This window comes from Enterobacter sp. 168J2 (genome assembly GCF_034107265.1).
Taxonomy (GTDB): Bacteria; Pseudomonadota; Gammaproteobacteria; order Enterobacterales; family Enterobacteriaceae; genus Enterobacter; species Enterobacter nematophilus.
The window spans coordinates 192223-207674 of the sequence record NZ_JAWNEB010000006.1 but is presented as its reverse complement, the minus strand read 5'-3'; the positions used below and the strand labels follow the sequence as shown (position 1 = coordinate 207674).

20 protein-coding genes are annotated in these 15452 nt (G+C 50.9%); 8 read left to right on the top strand and 12 right to left on the bottom strand.

The annotated features are described in order from the left end of the window. Positions 1 to 4 precede the first annotated feature (4 nt). Positions 5 to 799: a GPO family capsid scaffolding protein gene (locus USG84_RS16875; RefSeq protein WP_151414025.1), complete on the bottom strand. Its 795-nt coding sequence runs from the start codon at positions 797 to 799 to the stop codon at positions 5 to 7. Between the two features lie 172 nt (positions 800 to 971). On the opposite strand from USG84_RS16875, the gene USG84_RS16870 reads away from it, so the two are divergent. From USG84_RS16870 to USG84_RS16860, 3 genes are read left to right on the top strand one after another with little or no spacing between them, the layout of a single operon-like run. Then, positions 972 to 2747 (top strand): terminase large subunit domain-containing protein, encoded by a 1776-nt coding sequence (locus USG84_RS16870; protein ID WP_151414024.1) that lies wholly within the window; start codon positions 972 to 974, stop codon positions 2745 to 2747. Next, positions 2744 to 3796, top strand: coding sequence for a phage portal protein (locus USG84_RS16865; RefSeq protein ID WP_096216742.1), 1053 nt, complete (start codon positions 2744 to 2746; stop codon positions 3794 to 3796). Before USG84_RS16870 ends, USG84_RS16865 begins: the two co-directional genes overlap by 4 nt. Beyond that, positions 3793 to 4116, top strand: a complete 324-nt coding sequence (locus USG84_RS16860) for an ogr/Delta-like zinc finger family protein (protein WP_192982791.1) — start codon at positions 3793 to 3795, stop codon at positions 4114 to 4116. The genes USG84_RS16865 and USG84_RS16860 overlap by 4 nt, the downstream gene beginning before the upstream one ends. On the opposite strand, the gene USG84_RS16855 is transcribed toward USG84_RS16860, so the two are convergent. From USG84_RS16855 to USG84_RS16815, 9 genes are all read right to left on the bottom strand, one after another. Continuing rightward, entirely contained in the window at positions 4090 to 4296 is a 207-nt protein-coding gene (locus USG84_RS16855) for a hypothetical protein (RefSeq protein ID WP_192982794.1), read from the bottom strand. The two genes, USG84_RS16860 and USG84_RS16855, sit on opposite strands and share 27 nt — an antisense overlap. A 122-nt stretch (positions 4297 to 4418) precedes the next feature. Further along, positions 4419 to 6440 (bottom strand): replication endonuclease, encoded by a 2022-nt coding sequence (locus USG84_RS16850; RefSeq protein ID WP_320738383.1) that lies wholly within the window; start codon positions 6438 to 6440, stop codon positions 4419 to 4421. Continuing rightward, positions 6437 to 7288 (bottom strand): DNA adenine methylase, encoded by an 852-nt coding sequence (locus USG84_RS16845; RefSeq protein ID WP_151414023.1) that lies wholly within the window; start codon positions 7286 to 7288, stop codon positions 6437 to 6439. Before USG84_RS16845 ends, USG84_RS16850 begins: the two co-directional genes overlap by 4 nt. Continuing rightward, positions 7279 to 7512: a DUF2732 family protein gene (locus tag USG84_RS16840; protein ID WP_063435381.1), complete on the bottom strand. Its 234-nt coding sequence runs from the start codon at positions 7510 to 7512 to the stop codon at positions 7279 to 7281. The genes USG84_RS16845 and USG84_RS16840 overlap by 10 nt, the downstream gene beginning before the upstream one ends. A gap of 66 nt (positions 7513 to 7578) precedes the next feature. Further along, positions 7579 to 7980, bottom strand: coding sequence for a hypothetical protein (locus USG84_RS16835; RefSeq protein ID WP_151414022.1), 402 nt, complete (start codon positions 7978 to 7980; stop codon positions 7579 to 7581). After that, positions 7980 to 8408: a hypothetical protein gene (locus USG84_RS16830; protein ID WP_058656673.1), complete on the bottom strand. Its 429-nt coding sequence runs from the start codon at positions 8406 to 8408 to the stop codon at positions 7980 to 7982. Before USG84_RS16830 ends, USG84_RS16835 begins: the two co-directional genes overlap by 1 nt. Then, positions 8398 to 8592 (bottom strand): phage filamentation protein Fil family protein, encoded by a 195-nt coding sequence (locus USG84_RS16825; RefSeq protein WP_042863261.1) that lies wholly within the window; start codon positions 8590 to 8592, stop codon positions 8398 to 8400. The genes USG84_RS16830 and USG84_RS16825 overlap by 11 nt, the downstream gene beginning before the upstream one ends. A gap of 9 nt (positions 8593 to 8601) precedes the next feature. Further along, positions 8602 to 9105 carry a phage regulatory CII family protein gene (locus USG84_RS16820; RefSeq protein ID WP_042863262.1) on the bottom strand — a complete coding sequence of 168 codons (504 nt, stop codon included), beginning with the start codon at positions 9103 to 9105 and terminating at the stop codon, positions 8602 to 8604. Positions 9106 to 9135: 30 nt separating this feature from the next. Beyond that, on the bottom strand, positions 9136 to 9357 hold the full coding sequence (locus USG84_RS16815) for a helix-turn-helix transcriptional regulator (RefSeq protein WP_023136170.1): 222 nt from the start codon (positions 9355 to 9357) through the stop codon (positions 9136 to 9138). A 143-nt stretch (positions 9358 to 9500) separates the two neighbouring features. Between USG84_RS16815 and USG84_RS16810 the strand changes: the two genes are divergently transcribed. The 4 genes from USG84_RS16810 (at position 9501) to USG84_RS16795 (ending at position 12375) form a co-directional block, all read left to right on the top strand. Beyond that, the gene (locus tag USG84_RS16810) at positions 9501 to 10082 is read left to right on the top strand and encodes a phage repressor protein CI (protein ID WP_151414021.1); all 582 of its coding nucleotides are present in this window, start codon (positions 9501 to 9503) and stop codon (positions 10080 to 10082) included. Between the two features lies 1 nt (position 10083). Next, complete coding sequence (locus USG84_RS16805) at positions 10084 to 11106, top strand: tyrosine-type recombinase/integrase (protein ID WP_151414020.1); 1023 nt, start codon at positions 10084 to 10086, stop codon at positions 11104 to 11106. Next, positions 11103 to 11903, top strand: coding sequence for a hypothetical protein (locus USG84_RS16800; protein ID WP_205921423.1), 801 nt, complete (start codon positions 11103 to 11105; stop codon positions 11901 to 11903). Before USG84_RS16805 ends, USG84_RS16800 begins: the two co-directional genes overlap by 4 nt. A gap of 226 nt (positions 11904 to 12129) precedes the next feature. Continuing rightward, positions 12130 to 12375 (top strand): hypothetical protein, encoded by a 246-nt coding sequence (locus tag USG84_RS16795; RefSeq protein ID WP_151414019.1) that lies wholly within the window; start codon positions 12130 to 12132, stop codon positions 12373 to 12375. Between the two features lie 13 nt (positions 12376 to 12388). Here USG84_RS16795 and USG84_RS16790 read toward each other — a convergent pair whose 3' ends face one another. Further along, positions 12389 to 13072 (bottom strand): outer membrane protein, encoded by a 684-nt coding sequence (locus USG84_RS16790; RefSeq protein ID WP_151414018.1) that lies wholly within the window; start codon positions 13070 to 13072, stop codon positions 12389 to 12391. 365 nt (positions 13073 to 13437) lie between these two features. On the opposite strand from USG84_RS16790, the gene USG84_RS16785 reads away from it, so the two are divergent. After that, positions 13438 to 14607 (top strand): DNA repair protein, encoded by a 1170-nt coding sequence (locus tag USG84_RS16785; RefSeq protein ID WP_151414017.1) that lies wholly within the window; start codon positions 13438 to 13440, stop codon positions 14605 to 14607. Here USG84_RS16785 and USG84_RS16780 read toward each other — a convergent pair whose 3' ends face one another. Further along, positions 14608 to 15372 (bottom strand): siderophore-interacting protein, encoded by a 765-nt coding sequence (locus USG84_RS16780; RefSeq protein WP_320738382.1) that lies wholly within the window; start codon positions 15370 to 15372, stop codon positions 14608 to 14610. Between the last annotated feature and the right edge of the window lie 80 nt (positions 15373 to 15452).

The following is a 15452-nucleotide window of genomic DNA, read 5'->3' as shown; positions in this document are numbered from 1 at the left end:
TTAATTACAGGTAATTAAATTTACCGGATTTGGCTGGCACCTGACGCTGTTTGCGCTGACCGCCTTTATTACCCAGCTCGTTAAATCGTGTAACAATCTCTTTTGCATTGTCACGAATAACGGAAAATTCTTCTGTGTCCACTACTTCGGTAATAGTGTCAACATCGTCCTGCACGGAATTAAGCTGGGTTTCAATTTTACCCACACGCGCTTCCAGATCGTTCAGCGCACTCGCCAGCGCCTGCAATTTATCATCAGCAGGTGGATCGTCCTGCGAATTTTCATCTTCAAACTTCGGCTTAATACCAAACAATTTCTGCCAGTTTTTCATCTTCCCTTCCTGCGTAATTTTACCGTTACGGGAAATCACACAACTGTAATATCCCTGTTTGTTTAATTTGCGCCGACTAAAGCGCAGCCGTGTAGTTCCTACACTTGCCGGGTTGTCAGTGACAGCCAGCCCCTTCAGATAAGTACGCTCCCCTCCGCGCCAGTTAAGTTCCGGCTCTACGGAGAAATAAAGCAACTGACCTTCGTCGTTAGCGTAAATCAGGCGCTTATTCGGGCACAGGCTGACATACAGCCTTGCCAGCCCGTCATCGCCGTCCTGCCACATCGCTTCCAGCACTTCACCAAAGTTTCCGGCGTAGCGCTCATGTTCAGGCCAGAGTAAGGCGGCGTAATGGTTTGGGTCATAGGTTTCCCCCATGTCGATAATCCATTGCCGTTCCAGCACGCGTCCATCAACCGTATCGCCTTCAGTAGCAACACACAGCCAGCCAGTTTTTAAATGCGACACATATTTCCCCCTCTGTCGATTAACTGTTTCCCCTGCTGTGGATTTGATTATTGCTAATTAAACACATCCCCGCATTACGCTTTATTCTGAACAGTTCGGTTATAAGTCATTACCGAACAGCCCCGAATTAACCCCGCCGTTTTTTCATCAGCACCACGGCATAATTAAATCTATGGCTAAATACTCAGAAGAATTAAAAGGCGTTGTCCGCGCTCTTTACCTGCGCCGCTACACGCCGAAAGAAATTGCATCAGAATTAAATCTGCCGAACTCGCGGATCGTTTACTACTGGGCGGAAAAATATAAATGGGCTGACCTGCTCAGTTTCGAAAGCACAGAGGAGGCAATTGAACGCCGTTACCAGCTGTTAGCCGGGCGTGACAATAAAACGGATCTGGATTTAAAAGAAATGGATTTGCTTATTGCTCACGCCACAAAGCTGCGCGCCCAGAGCAATAAGCATAAAGAAAAGCTGGCCTCCAGCCAGGGGGAACGGCAAGCAGCTGCGCGAGGAGATAGCGAGGACGAGCCACGCAGCAAACGCAAGTACAAGAAAAACGATATTTCATCACTCACTCAGGAGGATTTTGACACCTGGGCGGACGAACATCTTTTCGAATATCAGAAACACCTGCGCCGCAACATCGGCCAGCTGGTCAGGAACATCCTGAAAAGCCGCCAGATCGGTGCAACCTGGTACTTTGCGTTTGAGGCGTTCGAAAACGCAGTAATGACGGGCGATCCGCAAATCTTCCTGTCCGCGTCCAAAGCCCAGGCGGAGGTGTTCCGGTCTTACATCGTCAACATTGCCGAACAGTATTTCGGTATCACGCTGACCGGGAACCCGATCCGCTTAAGCAACGGCGCAGAGCTGCGTTTTCTGTCGACCAACAAAAACACCGCCCAGTCATACAGTGGCCATCTTTACTGTGATGAATATTTCTGGGTTCCCAACTTCGCAAAACTCAATGAAGTGGCCAGTGCGATGGCCACCCATGACAAATGGCGCACCACCTACTTTTCCACGCCATCGGCCAAAACACACCAGGCGTATCCGTTCTGGACGGGTGAAGAGTGGAAACAGGGCAGCAAGAAACGCGCGGCCATCAAATTTCCGCTGTTCGATGAAATGCGGGACGGTGGCCGGCTCTGTCCGGATGGTCAGTGGCGCTATGTCATCACCATGGAAGATGCCATTGCGGGTGGCTTCAATCTGGCCAACATCGAGAAGCTGCGCAACCGCTACAACACCGCCACGTTCGACATGCTTTACATGTGCGTGTTCGTGGACAGCAAGGATTCCGTTTTCAGCTTTTCCGACCTGGAAGCGTGCGGCGTGGAGGTGGACACCTGGCAGGATCACGACCCGGATGCAAAACGGCCGTTTGGTGACAGGCCAGTATGGGGAGGTTTTGACCCGGCACGCAGCGGCGATTTGTCGTGTTTCGTTATCGTCGCCCCGCCGATGTTTGCCGTGGAAAAATTCCGCGTGCTGAAGGTGATTTACTGGAAGGGAATGAACTTCCGCTACCAGGCAAAGCAGATCGAAAAGCTGTTTGACCAGTACAACTTCACTTATCTGGGCGTGGACGTGACCGGGATCGGTCAGGGGGTGTTTGACAACATCCAGCACTTTGCCATGAAGGTTGTTGTTCCGATTCGCTACGACATGAACACCAAAAACCAGCTGGTACTGAAGGCCGCCGATGTGGTGGAAAGCCAGCGCATCGAGTGGGACAAAAATCTGAAGGAAATCCCGGCCAGCTTTATGTCTGTTCGCCGTACCACCACGCAGAGCGGTAACGCAATGACCTTTGTTGCAGACCGCAGCCAGGACACTGGCCACGCAGAGGCATTCTGGGCAATCACCCACGCCCTGCATAACGAACCACTCAACTATGAAAACAAACCAAAATCCCGCTGGGGTGTAAGGAAACAAGTAGCATGAGCAAAAAGAAACGTTTTGTGAAGCGCGAACAGCGCGGCGATAAGTCCAAAAAAATGAGCATTATCAGCTTTGGCAAACCAGAACCGGTACTGACTACCGGAACCGATTACCGGGAAATCTGGTACGACAACGCCGCCGACCACTACACCCAGCCGATTGACCGTCTGGCGCTGGCGCAGCTTATCAACCTGAACGGCCAGCACGGCGGGATTATTCACGCCCGTAAAAACATGGTTACAGCCGACTATCAGGGCGGCGGCCTGACGTTCGACGAGCTGGAGGCCGCTGTTTTTGACTACCTGACGTTTGGTGATATCGCCGTGGCCAAAGTCCGTAATGGCTGGGGAGACGTGATCGGGCTTCAGCCGCTGCCGGGACTTTATCTACGCCGACGAAAGGAGAGAGAAAACGCGGAGACTGTGCCAGGGGATTATGTGGTTTTACAGGAAGGCGAGCCGCTGGCGTTCCCGCCTGAAGATATCATTTTCATCAAGATGTACGACCCGCAACAGCACATTTATGGTCTGCCGGATTACATCGGCGGCGTTCACTCTGCCCTGCTGAACAGCGAGGCGGTTATTTTTCGTCGTCGCTATTACCACAACGGCGCGCACACGGGCGGCATTCTGTATACCCGTGACCCCAGCATGACGGACGAAATGGAGGAGGAGATTGAACAGCAGCTGCGGGACAGCAAGGGGATCGGCAACTTCTCCACCATCCTGGTGAACATCCCTGGCGGCGACGGCGACGCGATCAAGTTTATTGAGATGGGGGACATTTCGGCCAAAGATGAATTTGCGAGCGTGAAGAACATCAGCGCCCAGGACATTCTGAACGCGCACCGCTTCCCGGCCGGGCTTGCAGGTATAGTTCCACAGAACACTGCGGGACTGGGCGACCCGGAAAAGGTTGAACGCACCTACAAAAAGAATGAAGTGCTGCCCATTCAGCGCCGCCTGGCAATGGCCATTAACAGTGATCCGGAAATTCCGCGCCACCTGCATTTGAATTTTGCTGAAGAAACAATGGTGAAAGGTGCAGCATGAGACAAAAAAGGCTAAAATCCAGGCATTATTTGACAGCCGGAGAATGGAATATGAGAGTCCTGAAAATTGAATGTCCGGAGTGCGGCTCTAAGGCTGTGATTCGCAAGACCAACCGGAAGCACCGCCAGATTGCAGATATTTACTGCGCCTGTGCTGATGTGGAGTGTGGGCACACTTTTGTTATGAATTTGACGTTTTCCCACACCCTCAGCCCCAGCGCTAAAACGGGTGACGCGCTTGTGCAAACCTTGCTCAAAAACCTGTCACCCGACCAGAAGCAAATGGCTCTGGATTTATTGAAGGCTGCACCCGCCGCCTGAAACGCCCCCGCTACGGGGGTTTTTTATATCCCCCCTGACCACGCAACGCATTTCTTCAGCAATCTCACCGATCCATGTTAAGGCAATAGTTTTTTCCTTCGCGCTCATTTCACTTGCATGGGCTATTTTTGCCAGAAGTTCGATACGCTCCAGCTTTGCTGATGCCTCTAAGATATCCATGCAGCCTCCACAAAATAACAAAAAACTGTATAGGCATACAGTACACCTAAAATCAGAATATGTGAAATCATTATTCCTGCAAGCAATAATTTAGCTATTAATTATCACACACTTACAGACCACTACTGCCAGCCTGGCCATTGTTCATCTTCAGGTCTTGACCTGTTTTCCTTCAGCTTCCCATCCCTGAAAATCAGGGCAGAACGGCCAAATTTAAGACCACCGCCGCGCATCAGAATGTCGATTTCGTCATCCGTTCCGGCAAAACCTCGCTGGTTCAGTTCCAGTTTTAACCGTCTCCGGGTTCCACCCTCCGTACAGTTATTGACAGAACTCCAAGGGGCGGCGCTGCCGCCAGAAAAACCCGCCTCCGCTGGCGCTTCGGCCAACTTCGCAACCTTCTGCCACTTGACCAGACGGGTGCATACTTCAGAATCCGGGATCAAAGGCGAATAGATACCTTGCACACGCTGAACATCTTCGGCGTACTCGTTACCCTGCTCTGTGATTTCATACGCCAGGCGAACAACCAGATCACGACGCGCAACCAGTGCGCCACCCTGCAACTGGGTATAGGCAGCCCAGTCCCCAACATCTGCCGCCGCCAGCACCGCATCCATGCGGCTATCAGTAAGGCGCTGATCGCCCAGGCGGCGTAGCTCCCGCCAGACAGTCACTGGCGCACCACCAATTTGCTGAAACTGACGAATACGCCAGCGGGATGCCCAGGCTGATACGGATTTGGCCATATCACGCAGGTTTTCCCCGGTTTCTTCATCCTGTTCGCCATCGAGCGCAAAGCCGTCGATATTTTTTGAGATGTATTTAGCGATATAGCCCGTGGCAGACCCTTTAGCGGGATCGATAGGCTCAACATGAAAACGCGCCTTAAGCGCGTTGGGTGTCTGAAGCTCTTCTGAATCGGCAATTCTGGCGTGATAGCAAAGAATATCCCGCACCGCCTCAACGTCTTGCGGACGCATGAACAGCAGCATATGCCAGTGAGGTGTCCCGTCGTGGTGAGGCTCCACCACGCGAAAACCAAAAACATGAATACCGGCACGGGAGATCGCCGCACGTGCTTTTGCCCAGACGTTGCATAGATAACGCTGCGTGTCCCGTGGGCTTAATCCGTTCCACTGAGACACAAAGCCGCCTTTGCTGTGTACCGCGTGATAACGGGAAGGCGCAGTGATTGTGTAAAACTCGCCAGCCAGACCCTGTTCATTGGCGATATCTTCAAACCCGCGCATACGCACCATCAGTTCACAGCGACGAATGGCCGGGTTAGCAACGCTGCGGTGTACCATGCTGTCCAGCGCAATACGGTTGCCCTCTTCGTCCATCAGATCAAACTTTTTGAAGAACTCCAGATTTCGTTTTTTCTGCTCTATCCATTCGCCCAGGCTTTTACGTGATACGTAGGCGCTGGCAGATTTCTGCACCTGGCCAACGGCGATGGCCAGATGTTCACGTTGCAGATCACGGGCACGCTTCAGGCGCTGATACCACCATTCCGGCGCCATGAGACGCAAAATACCGGACTCCGCCTTTCGGGTTTCCAGATGGCCTTCATTGGCTTCATGCTCTGCCCAGTACGGCGGCTGATTGTTCAGCATGAGGGAAAGCGAACAAAGGTTGCGGTAAGCCTCCAGCGTGCGCTGGCGCATTTCCCTTTCGTCTTTTGGTTTTCCCTTCAGCGTGTCGGTGAAGTCATAAAACATCTGAGCGATCCAGCCAGATATCTGGCCAGACAGCTTTTTGAGATCGGTGCGGTCAAGCGACGGCAAGCGCTGCAATGACTTTCCGAATGGGAGATCGCTTACATCAGCGGCCAGCTGGTAACGCGCAGCCACTTTCCGCAGACGTGGCAATACATTCTCACCGATAGTTTTGCGCAGGAATGTATTGGCACGGCGGCGGCCGTCACGGCCAGCAAACAGCTTTTCGTAACGGTTGCCAAAATACCCGGCTAACCAGTCGGGTATCTCGTGAAGAAACTGTGAACGCCATTCGTAGTCCTGTGGGTTAACTGCCCATAAACGGCGCTCTGTGATCGTCGCGTTCGCTGGCGTTCCGGGCGCAAAGGTATCACGTCGCCATATATCTACGGCGTGATGCTGGCCATTAGCAACGAGCGTCATGCGCGAGCCTTTGCACGGGACGGGGATTTCAGGATCAGCTCAGCGGCAGATTTCTGGCTTGCAGCTGCGGCACCAACACTGCGGGGCGCGTTGACCTTCACTGCCTCAAATCCGGCGTAAAGGTAATGCACCATTTCCAGATCGCTGTTTGACGCAACAACACTCACGCCGTTCTCAGTAAGGCGGCGTAGCTTTCTGGCCAGTCGCCCCTGGTCAAGATGTGAAAAGCCGCTTTCTGTGTATGAGGTGAAATTCCCTGATTCAGTCAGGTAAGGTGGATCGCAATAGACCACATCCCCGGCACGAACCAGCGCCAGCGTTTCAGAGTAATGTGCGGTGATAAACGTCGCGCGCTTCGCCTTTTCAGCAAATGCACGGACTTCTTTAAGCGGGAAATAATTTTTCTTGTACTTCCCGAACGGGACATTGAACTGGCCACGGCGATTGTAACGACAAAGCCCATTAAAGCCGTGGCGGTTCAGGTACATGAAACGGACAGCAGCCTCTACGCTTTCAGAACCGAGAGCCTTCCCTGACTGATTGAAAGCTTCCCTGATGGCATAGTAGTAAACAGCGCGGCTTTCCAGATCGCCCAACGCCCCGGCAGAGAACATTAGATCCAGCTCATTCAGGAATGCGTCTGTGTAGTACGTCATGACTTTGTACAGATTGACTAAATCCGGGTTCAGATCAGCAATCAGGTATTCGTCATAGTCCGTATTCATCATGACGGCGCAGGAACCCGCGAACGGTTCAACCAGGCGTTTGCCTTCCGGCAAATGGTCACGCAGCTGCGGCATGATACGGACTTTGCTGCCTACCCACTTGAGAGGGGTTTTTATTGCCATGCCGCACCGCCTTTGCTGCAAATGGCCGCAGCCTCTTCACGGATCAGCTCTACGATTTCGGCAGCGCTTAAGCCTTCGTTAGCGGCGTACGCGGCCAGCTTATCCAGACGGGCAGAACACAGATCGGCAGATGCCGCTTTGCCTTCCTCCGTAGCTTTGGCCAGCATGGCCATCAGCTCTGTACCGGATTTTGTTGCTGGTAAATCTGTACGAGTTGTTTGCATTTTGGTTTCCTCAAGGCAAAAGAATCCCCGGCCACCGCAGGGATGGCCAAAAATTCAGGCAGTGAATTAGTGGAAAGAGACGGTAACGGGCGCGGCTGAGTAGCTCGGCGCGGGTATCTGGTGAAGCTCGTAGGTGTTACGCCACCATTCCTGGATCAGCGCTTTAATTTCGCCAGCACCCAATGAACCCGCGACGTAATACATGGAACGAATACCTGCCAGCGCTTCAACCTGCTGAAATGGGCTTTCCGCTTCACGATAAACACAGCACCAGTACGCAACATTTACGGCCAGCCAGTGGCGCTTATTTGTCATATGCTCGGTGTCGTTAAAGAAAAACGGATGTAAGGCCACACGGCCATTTTTAACGGTGCTTTTCTCCAGAAAGAGAATGGCGTAATTATGCGGAACACCCCACGCAGCAAGCTCCTGTCCCAGTTCTTTGGCGTTTACAGAGATAATGGACATTAATGATTCTCCTGCTGTTGCATCTTATGAACGATATGAGGCGCGATAATCATCTGCACGCCATTACTGCTGTGGATCGGATGTGCCTTTTTCACCTTGCGGTTAGCGCTGCGCTTTGAAAAATCGCTGTCGCTCAGACTCCCGAACCCTTCAAACGTCAGACGCGCCCTGGATATGCCCTGGCGCAGCTGAATCATTGCCCGGTAGTCCAGGCGTTCGAATAACTCTGACCAGTAGCATTTGCTCAGATGGGCTTTGAAAACGTCCATTCCGGAAGCTACTGCGGCCGCATGTAAAACAACCCCGCGCCATTCTGGTGTTAATTTGTCCCACCATTCGGCGGCTTCGCTTTTCTCACTCCAGTATTTACGGCGGATATTCCCAAGCCACTTCAGGCCAATTTCCTGCTGCTTTTCGCTAATGGCCATAACGCCCCCTGATAATCCCGAACAAACGAAACCACCATGGACGACGAGACGAGCGGGCATTGAATTTGTACTGGTGGCCAGGGTTCCAGCGCTGGCCATTTGGCAGTTCAAGCCAACCAGTTGATCCGCTGGCCAGCTGCATGGCCGGAGATTCTTTTTTCAGATAGGTAACGAACGCTTTCATGGTTATCCCTCACATCATGCTGCTGGCGCTGGTAGTCACGATATCGACGGCAGCAGCAAGAACCGGCGCAGACTGGAGGCGGCTTTCAACGGTGTAAGCCAGGACGGAAAGGGAACGGATTGCATCACGGGCACGATCAAGAATTTGTGTGCGGCGCGCGGCGGTCATGTGCTCAGTTGAAACGGCTTCCCCAGCGATCGCACCCACGTTTGCGGTAGCGCTTAATGCGCAAAACTGCATGTTCGCTTCAGTGGCGTTATTGACCGGAACGGACGGGAGGCAGTTAATCTGCCCCAGCATCCCATCCAGTAAACGCGCATCTTCGGTGTAATCGGTAATAGCCAGTAGCTCGTCACAGGTCAGGCGATGCGGTTGAATCGGGTTCAACTTATTGCGCAGGATCTGTGGACGCATACCAACGGCAGCGGCGACATCTTCCAGATTGTGCGACAGCGCAAACGCTCGGCAAGCTGCATCAAAGTGAGCATGTTTAGAAGTCTGATAATCAAACATTGTTAGCTCCTCCCTAATCCGTACGATGAATTACGCGTTAAGCGAAACATCACATTCGCTTAACGCCATTACGGTTAAGGCGGCCATGTTCACTTCAACAAGCCCTTTTTTCTGTGCTCCTTTAGGCTTGATAGGAAGTTTTCCGTATGAAATCAGGTTCTCAGCAGTGCTTTTGGACATGCCCGTACGGCGGCAATATTCATCAAGCGGGATATATGGATCGGGGATCACGATTGTAATGTTGGGACGCATAATGCAAACTCCTCAGATTGTGGGTACGCCAATATCCACCTTTATCAACCAATATTCGTAAAAAACTACAACGAGGAGAGGCTAGATCGTATTAAGCGACAAATCAATATAATTTTCGCATTTTACGAATGGCAGGCTAATTTATGAGCAAATTCTCTTACGGACAAATAAGCCACAGTAGCGAAGTGCTTGATCGCATCATTGATGCCTATGGTTTTACGTCAAAGCTGATGCTGGCAGACCATTTTGATATGGCATCCAGTAGCTTGGCTGGACGTTACAAACGCGGTGGATTTCCTGCTGACATGGTTGTGCGATGTGTTGCAGAAACAGGAGCATCCTTAGAATGGATTGCGACCGGGCAAGGTAGGAAGTTTGATGATGAAGAGTTGGACATTTTAAAGATGCCGCGGCGTAAGATAGTTGATGGTCTGATTTATGAAGCAGGGATGTACATGTTGGATAAGGTTTCTTTTTTACCGGGTGTTCCTTTGCCTACCTCTCCAATATGTGTGCTTGAAGGTACTAACCAATTTATCGTTGATACCTCATTTTCAGAGGTTTATGACGATCAGTGGCTTGTGGAGATTGAAGGTAAAACTAGTATTCGCACCCTTACGCGCATCCCGATCAAGAAAGTAAGAGTAAGCGGCGTCGGTATGGCCTTTGATTGTGGTATAGACGACATAACCGTAATTGGGCGTGTTGTTCTGACGATTCAGTGATATGACCGTAAGAAAACTAAGTAATGGCCAATGGGTTGCGGACTTCTACCCCGTCAACCGCAGCGATGGGAAGCAAGGGAAGAGAGTTCGCAAGAAGTTCGCGACTAAAGGTGAGGCTTTAGCCTTCGAAAACTACACCCTTCAAAAAGTTGAGGACACGCCCTGGCTTGGACAAGGAAAAGATAAACGTCACCTTTCAGACCTGATTCATCTCTGGTATGAGCGCCACGGGATAACCTTGCGAGATGGTGAAAAGCGTAAAAGCGCCATGCTATGGGCTGATGAGTGCATGGGTTCCCCTATGGCTACTGAGTTCACCGCGCAGTTATTCACCGCATATAGAGCTAAAAGGTTGGATGGCCATTTTGCCCGGACAAAGCGCGTCACTCAGGTTTCGCCGCGCACCATGAACTTGGAGCACGCTTATTTCCTCGCTGTATTTAATGAATTAAAACGACTAGGGGAGTGGGACGCACCGAACCCTTTAGAGAACGTTCGCCAGTTCAGAACAGAAGAAAGTGAGATGGCTTATCTTACTGGAGATCAGATTGACAGGCTCTTAGAGGAAAGCCGCCAAAGCTCTGCTAAAGATTTGGAGATGATTGTAAGAATTTGCCTATCTACTGGCGCACGCTGGGGAGAGGCTGAGAAATTAAAGCGCAACCAAATCGCTGCTGGAAAGGTCACATTTATCAAAACGAAAGGGAAGCGCAACCGCACAATCCCATTAGACCCAGTAATCATAGCCGAACTACCAAAGAAGAATGGCGCGCTTTTCAGCCCGTGTTATTACGCTTTTCGATCTGCTTTGGAAAGGGCTGGGATAGAATTACCGGCCGGGCAATTGACTCACGTATTGAGACATACCTTCGCTTCATACTTTATGATGAATGGAGGTAATATCCTTGTTTTACAGAGAATTCTTGGACACACCGATATTAAAATGACAATGCGTTATGCTCATTTTGCACCTAATCATTTAGAAGAAGCACTGTTACTCAATCCTTTGGTACTGAGAAAATGAATATCGAATTAAAAATAACTTTATGGGCTCTTGCATGCGCATATGCAATTGGAAATTCATTCATTTACTCTTGGGCATTTTGGTCTGCCTTCGACATTAACATCTTACAATTTGCTTCAGTTACGGACATTCTTCCATCAATACTCTATACAATTGCCATACCTTCTATTGCTGTAATAATTTCATTCGCTATAGCCGAACTATGGGAAAGATTAAAGAAAAAGTTTAAAGATACTTTCGAGTCCGCGATATCAAAAAAAATCAAATATTATGAAGATATAAAATACTATGCAATACTGACATTCAACATATCATCCATCATAGTATTTACGTTTTTGACTTATAAGTTACACAAAGAGAAGAACAACTCCGAACCATTCCCCATAGATATTTACTTACAGGCAGGCATTCCCGCTTTGGTATGTATGCTTGCAGTTCTCGTAATTTTTCACAAAACTAATTTATTTGACAATCTAAAAATCCCGAGGAAGCTTGCCATATTTATATTTTGTTTTATCCCAACGGTTTGCTATATTTGGGGCTATATATCCTCACAACAAATTCTAAATGGAAAAAACACATTACTTGTAAAATCTGATGGTCAATGTAAATCTGAGCCAACAACCCAATATAGATATATATCTTCGATTTCAGATAAAGCTTTTGCAATGTCATTGAAAGATGGTTCAATTTGTATCTTCAAATACAATTTTTTAAGCCTAATTCCTGAATCCAATTCGAAAAAGTTACACCCATTAAAGACAGCTCCTGATAGTGTCGCAAAAGTGTCGCACTAACTTAAGAATATTGGCTTTTATTGGTGGATATTGGTTTTGTAAATCACTGATTTTAATCTAAGTTATTGTTTTTGCTTTGGCTGTTATGCTTCTCATAATCGCTTGGTCGCTGGTTCAAGTCCAGCAGGGGCCACCAAACACCGCAAGGGCTGACGAGAAATCGTCGGCCCTTTCCTTTTTCTGGGGATACATTCAAACGGTAACCATAGTGATTTATGGTTAATTTATGACCACTCATCTGCGCCATGTTATTTGTGACAAAGACATTCCAGATGGTATGACGGTTTATATACTGAAAAAAATGTTAAAAATAATTCCGCTAAATCACTTACGGCTTGAATGGGTGCTTCAACTTTTCTGTACTTACTTCGCCGGGTTAAGATTTCTATTCCCGCAAAAGCCGAGCTGTAAAAACCCACAAAAAAGCCAACCCCGCACTACCGCGGCGTTGGCCCTGTTTTTAAAGCAGTGAAACTTACAACAGGTTAAAAGACATAACGCATGCCAAGGGTAAATTCATTAGAGACGATGTGTGCTTTCATCTGTTCGTCTTTTAAGCCACGCGCGTTAGTGAAGTTGTTATATCCACTTTCGATCTTGCCCATATCGATATAGCGGTAGCCCAGGTCAACGTACAGGCGTTCAACCGGCGTATAGCTCACGCCAGCCCCTAAAGCGTAGGTCAGGTTACTTTGCGTGGTAGAAGCATATTCGCGGCCCGCGTTGCCCTGCCAGCCGTTGGCTTTAATCTTGCTCACGCCAAGACCTGCCGTACCGTACAGGGAAACGCCATAACCCAGCTCATAATCGCGATAAACGTTAACCATCAGGCGCTCGGTTTCAGTTTTCAGGTGGTTATAGCTGTTGGCAAAGGTACTGGAGCCGCTGGTATATTCGGCCTTCTGCTTAAAGGTATATTCACCCTCTGTACGCCAGCCGTTACCAAACTGATAGCCCGCAGCAATCGCCGCGCCGCCGAAGTGCTCTTTCTCTTTACTGCCCACAAACTGCCCTACCCCAGGACGTGCGCTGGTATCCATCTCCTTTGCACGCTGTTCAACCTGAAGATATTTTGCGGAACCGTAATACCCTTCCTCAGTATTTGCTGCCAGAACAGTGACCGGAATCATCGTGATCGGCAGGGCGGCTAAAATAGCTTTCATATTCATCTCTACTCCGTTGAAAAAATATTCCGCACGTCGAACAGTCGTCCGCCGATGTCAGGAAAACAGTCAGTGAGAGGGATAATAAGCAGCCCGGCCCAGGCAAACTATTCGGGCGATTACGGGTTTCACCAGGTAATTTTACGTAGGGATTGGTCTTGTTTTAATAATAATTGATCGTTATTTCAATAGACTAAAACGAGCGCTTTCAGCGAGCCTCGCGAAGACCATCACCACCCGCACGTCTTCACAAACTGCAAATCTAAAGAAATCCCCCATCGCGCCGATCATCATCCGTGTGTATTATTTCCTGTAGCTTTTACAACAACTACCCTTAACTCAAATACTTAAGCGCCAAAGCGAAAGGCATCATGAGCACACCGATCAAACGGCTAGAAATCATTAAAAATGCCATTGAACTGGAAGATGACGACATCATCCAGAGCCAGCTGACACGCCTGAAAAATGAAGCGTTTGACGATGAGCTACAGGCAATCGTCGTGGCGCTTGAGGAAAAGAACTACACCGCGGCCATGGCGGCCATAACCGCCTGGCTGCAGGGCCAGCGCGCCGTGACCCAGTGGCGTGACCCGCAGGTAGCCGCCAGCAAGCTGGAGCTGAAGGCGCTGGAAGAGCGCCTGCGCGATCTGATTGACCGCCGCAACGCGCGCGTGCAGCAGCTTGATGAGTTCAACGATCTCTATTTCTCCCGGCTGGGCCCGCTGATGCAGCAGATCCTCGCCCTGCGTAAAACGCTGGCGGAGCTGAACCTGCGTCGTCAGCAGGCGGAGGCGCGTCGTCGGGAAGAAGATTACCGCCGCTGCCAGCGCTATATGGCGCAGGCGGTGGAGGTGCTGGCAACGCTCACCCAGCGCTGGAGCGATCTCCCGGCCGACTCCGTGCAGGCCGCTGAGGCGCGCAAGCATCTGGAGCAGCAAAGCAATCTGATTGCTAACCTGCTGGGCGAGGCGCTCGAACTGGAAAGCGGCTTAACCCGCGAAGAAGAGCCCGCGCGTCAGGCGCGCGACGAGGCCAACGAAGAGTACGAGAAGTATCGCGAACAGCATCACGATGCCGAGGCGCGGCTGCGCAAGGGCAAGCAGCTCTCGGAAGAAGATCGAAACGAACTCAAGCGTCTCTGGCGGCAGGCGAGCAAGCTCTGCCATCCGGATTTAGTCGCAGACGATCTGAAAGAGGAAGCCAACGCGATGATGGTGCAGCTCAACCAGGCCAAACAGCGCGGCGACGTTAAAACCATTCGCTCGCTGGTGGCCCGTCTGCAGCAGGGGTTCGAGCCATTGATGGCGAGCGACAGGCTGAACGATCTGGAGCGTATCCGCAAAAAAATGGCGCAGGTCCGCGAGCAAATCGACACCTTAGTGAACGAGCTGGCGGAGCTGGAAAAAGAGGAGTCCTGGCTGCTGGTGTCGTCGCTGAGCAATATGGAAGCGTACTTTGCCCAGCAGGAGAAAGCGCTGCACGAGGTCCGCGCCTCGCTCGAACATCAGGTGAACGAAGCGCAGATGGATTCAGCAGCCTGATTATTTAGCGTGCCAGTATGCGCTGGCACGCACCAGCTGCTGGTCAATCGCGTCGGTTTCAAACTGGCGGCTCAGGCTTTTTACCACCTTCCCTTCTCCGGTCAGCCAGATAAAGTAATCCTCCGCTGGGACGGCCAGCGCCGCAAGACGGTCAGCCACCGCCTGCTCGCTGTGGCCCACCACCCAGGTGATGTTGAATTTACTCAGGTGCGCCAGATAGTCCTTATAAGATTCGTCACCAACGGTCACTATCGCATGAATTTCCGGACAAACCGGCAGTTTAGCAATGCCCTCTAAACGTCGACGCAGCGCGGGCATGCCGGACTCGTCGCACACGTACAGCTGCCAGGCGTAATCCTCCGGCACCACCAGCGAACCGCGCGGTCCGCCGATGGTCAGCCTGTCGCCCACCTTCGCCCCGACTGCCCAACTGCTGGCAATGCCGCCGTCGTGAATGAAGAAATCGAGCGCCAGCTCATGATTTGCCTCATCGTACAGAGGCGTATAGTCGCGCGCCTGCGGACGTACGCCGTCGCCCCAGTCGATGCCTTCATCGGTAACCTTCGGCGGGACAAACGTGGCGCCAGGCGCCGGGAAAAAGACTTTGGTGTGGTCGTCGAAGCCGCGGGAGCTAAAGCCCTCCAGCGCCTCGCCGCCTAAAACAATACGCTGAAAGCCTGCGCTAACGCGCTCAACGCGGCGCACCGTCAGCTCGCGAAAGCGCAGGTCATTACGCACGCGCTGTGAGTAACGGGTAGATGCCATTTTTAGCCTCTTCTCTGGTGAATACGATATATCGAAATTGATTTTTAAATGATAATGATTACTAATCAGTAAAAATGCAA

Bases quoted from the DNA above. Each gene is read 5' to 3' on its own strand.
- USG84_RS16790 (WP_151414018.1), bottom strand. From the start codon at position 13,072: ATGAATATGAAAGCTATTTTAGCCGCCCTGCCGATCACGATGATTCCG.
- USG84_RS16785 (WP_151414017.1), top strand. From the start codon at position 13,438: ATGAGCACACCGATCAAACGGCTAGAAATCATTAAAAATGCCATTGAA.
- USG84_RS16865 (WP_096216742.1), top strand. From the start codon at position 2,744: ATGAGCAAAAAGAAACGTTTTGTGAAGCGCGAACAGCGCGGCGATAAG.
- USG84_RS16780 (WP_320738382.1), bottom strand. From the start codon at position 15,372: ATGGCATCTACCCGTTACTCACAGCGCGTGCGTAATGACCTGCGCTTT.
- USG84_RS16795 (WP_151414019.1), top strand. From the start codon at position 12,130: ATGACCACTCATCTGCGCCATGTTATTTGTGACAAAGACATTCCAGAT.
- USG84_RS16820 (WP_042863262.1), bottom strand. From the start codon at position 9,105: ATGTTTGATTATCAGACTTCTAAACATGCTCACTTTGATGCAGCTTGC.
- USG84_RS16800 (WP_205921423.1), top strand. From the start codon at position 11,103: ATGAATATCGAATTAAAAATAACTTTATGGGCTCTTGCATGCGCATAT.
- USG84_RS16855 (WP_192982794.1), bottom strand. From the start codon at position 4,296: ATGGATATCTTAGAGGCATCAGCAAAGCTGGAGCGTATCGAACTTCTG.
- USG84_RS16850 (WP_320738383.1), bottom strand. From the start codon at position 6,440: ATGACGCTCGTTGCTAATGGCCAGCATCACGCCGTAGATATATGGCGA.
- USG84_RS16805 (WP_151414020.1), top strand. From the start codon at position 10,084: ATGACCGTAAGAAAACTAAGTAATGGCCAATGGGTTGCGGACTTCTAC.
- USG84_RS16830 (WP_058656673.1), bottom strand. From the start codon at position 8,408: ATGGCCATTAGCGAAAAGCAGCAGGAAATTGGCCTGAAGTGGCTTGGG.
- USG84_RS16810 (WP_151414021.1), top strand. From the start codon at position 9,501: ATGAGCAAATTCTCTTACGGACAAATAAGCCACAGTAGCGAAGTGCTT.
- USG84_RS16860 (WP_192982791.1), top strand. From the start codon at position 3,793: ATGAGACAAAAAAGGCTAAAATCCAGGCATTATTTGACAGCCGGAGAA.
- USG84_RS16870 (WP_151414024.1), top strand. From the start codon at position 972: ATGGCTAAATACTCAGAAGAATTAAAAGGCGTTGTCCGCGCTCTTTAC.
- USG84_RS16835 (WP_151414022.1), bottom strand. From the start codon at position 7,980: ATGTCCATTATCTCTGTAAACGCCAAAGAACTGGGACAGGAGCTTGCT.
- USG84_RS16815 (WP_023136170.1), bottom strand. From the start codon at position 9,357: ATGCGTCCCAACATTACAATCGTGATCCCCGATCCATATATCCCGCTT.
- USG84_RS16840 (WP_063435381.1), bottom strand. From the start codon at position 7,512: ATGCAAACAACTCGTACAGATTTACCAGCAACAAAATCCGGTACAGAG.
- USG84_RS16825 (WP_042863261.1), bottom strand. From the start codon at position 8,592: ATGAAAGCGTTCGTTACCTATCTGAAAAAAGAATCTCCGGCCATGCAG.
- USG84_RS16845 (WP_151414023.1), bottom strand. From the start codon at position 7,288: ATGGCAATAAAAACCCCTCTCAAGTGGGTAGGCAGCAAAGTCCGTATC.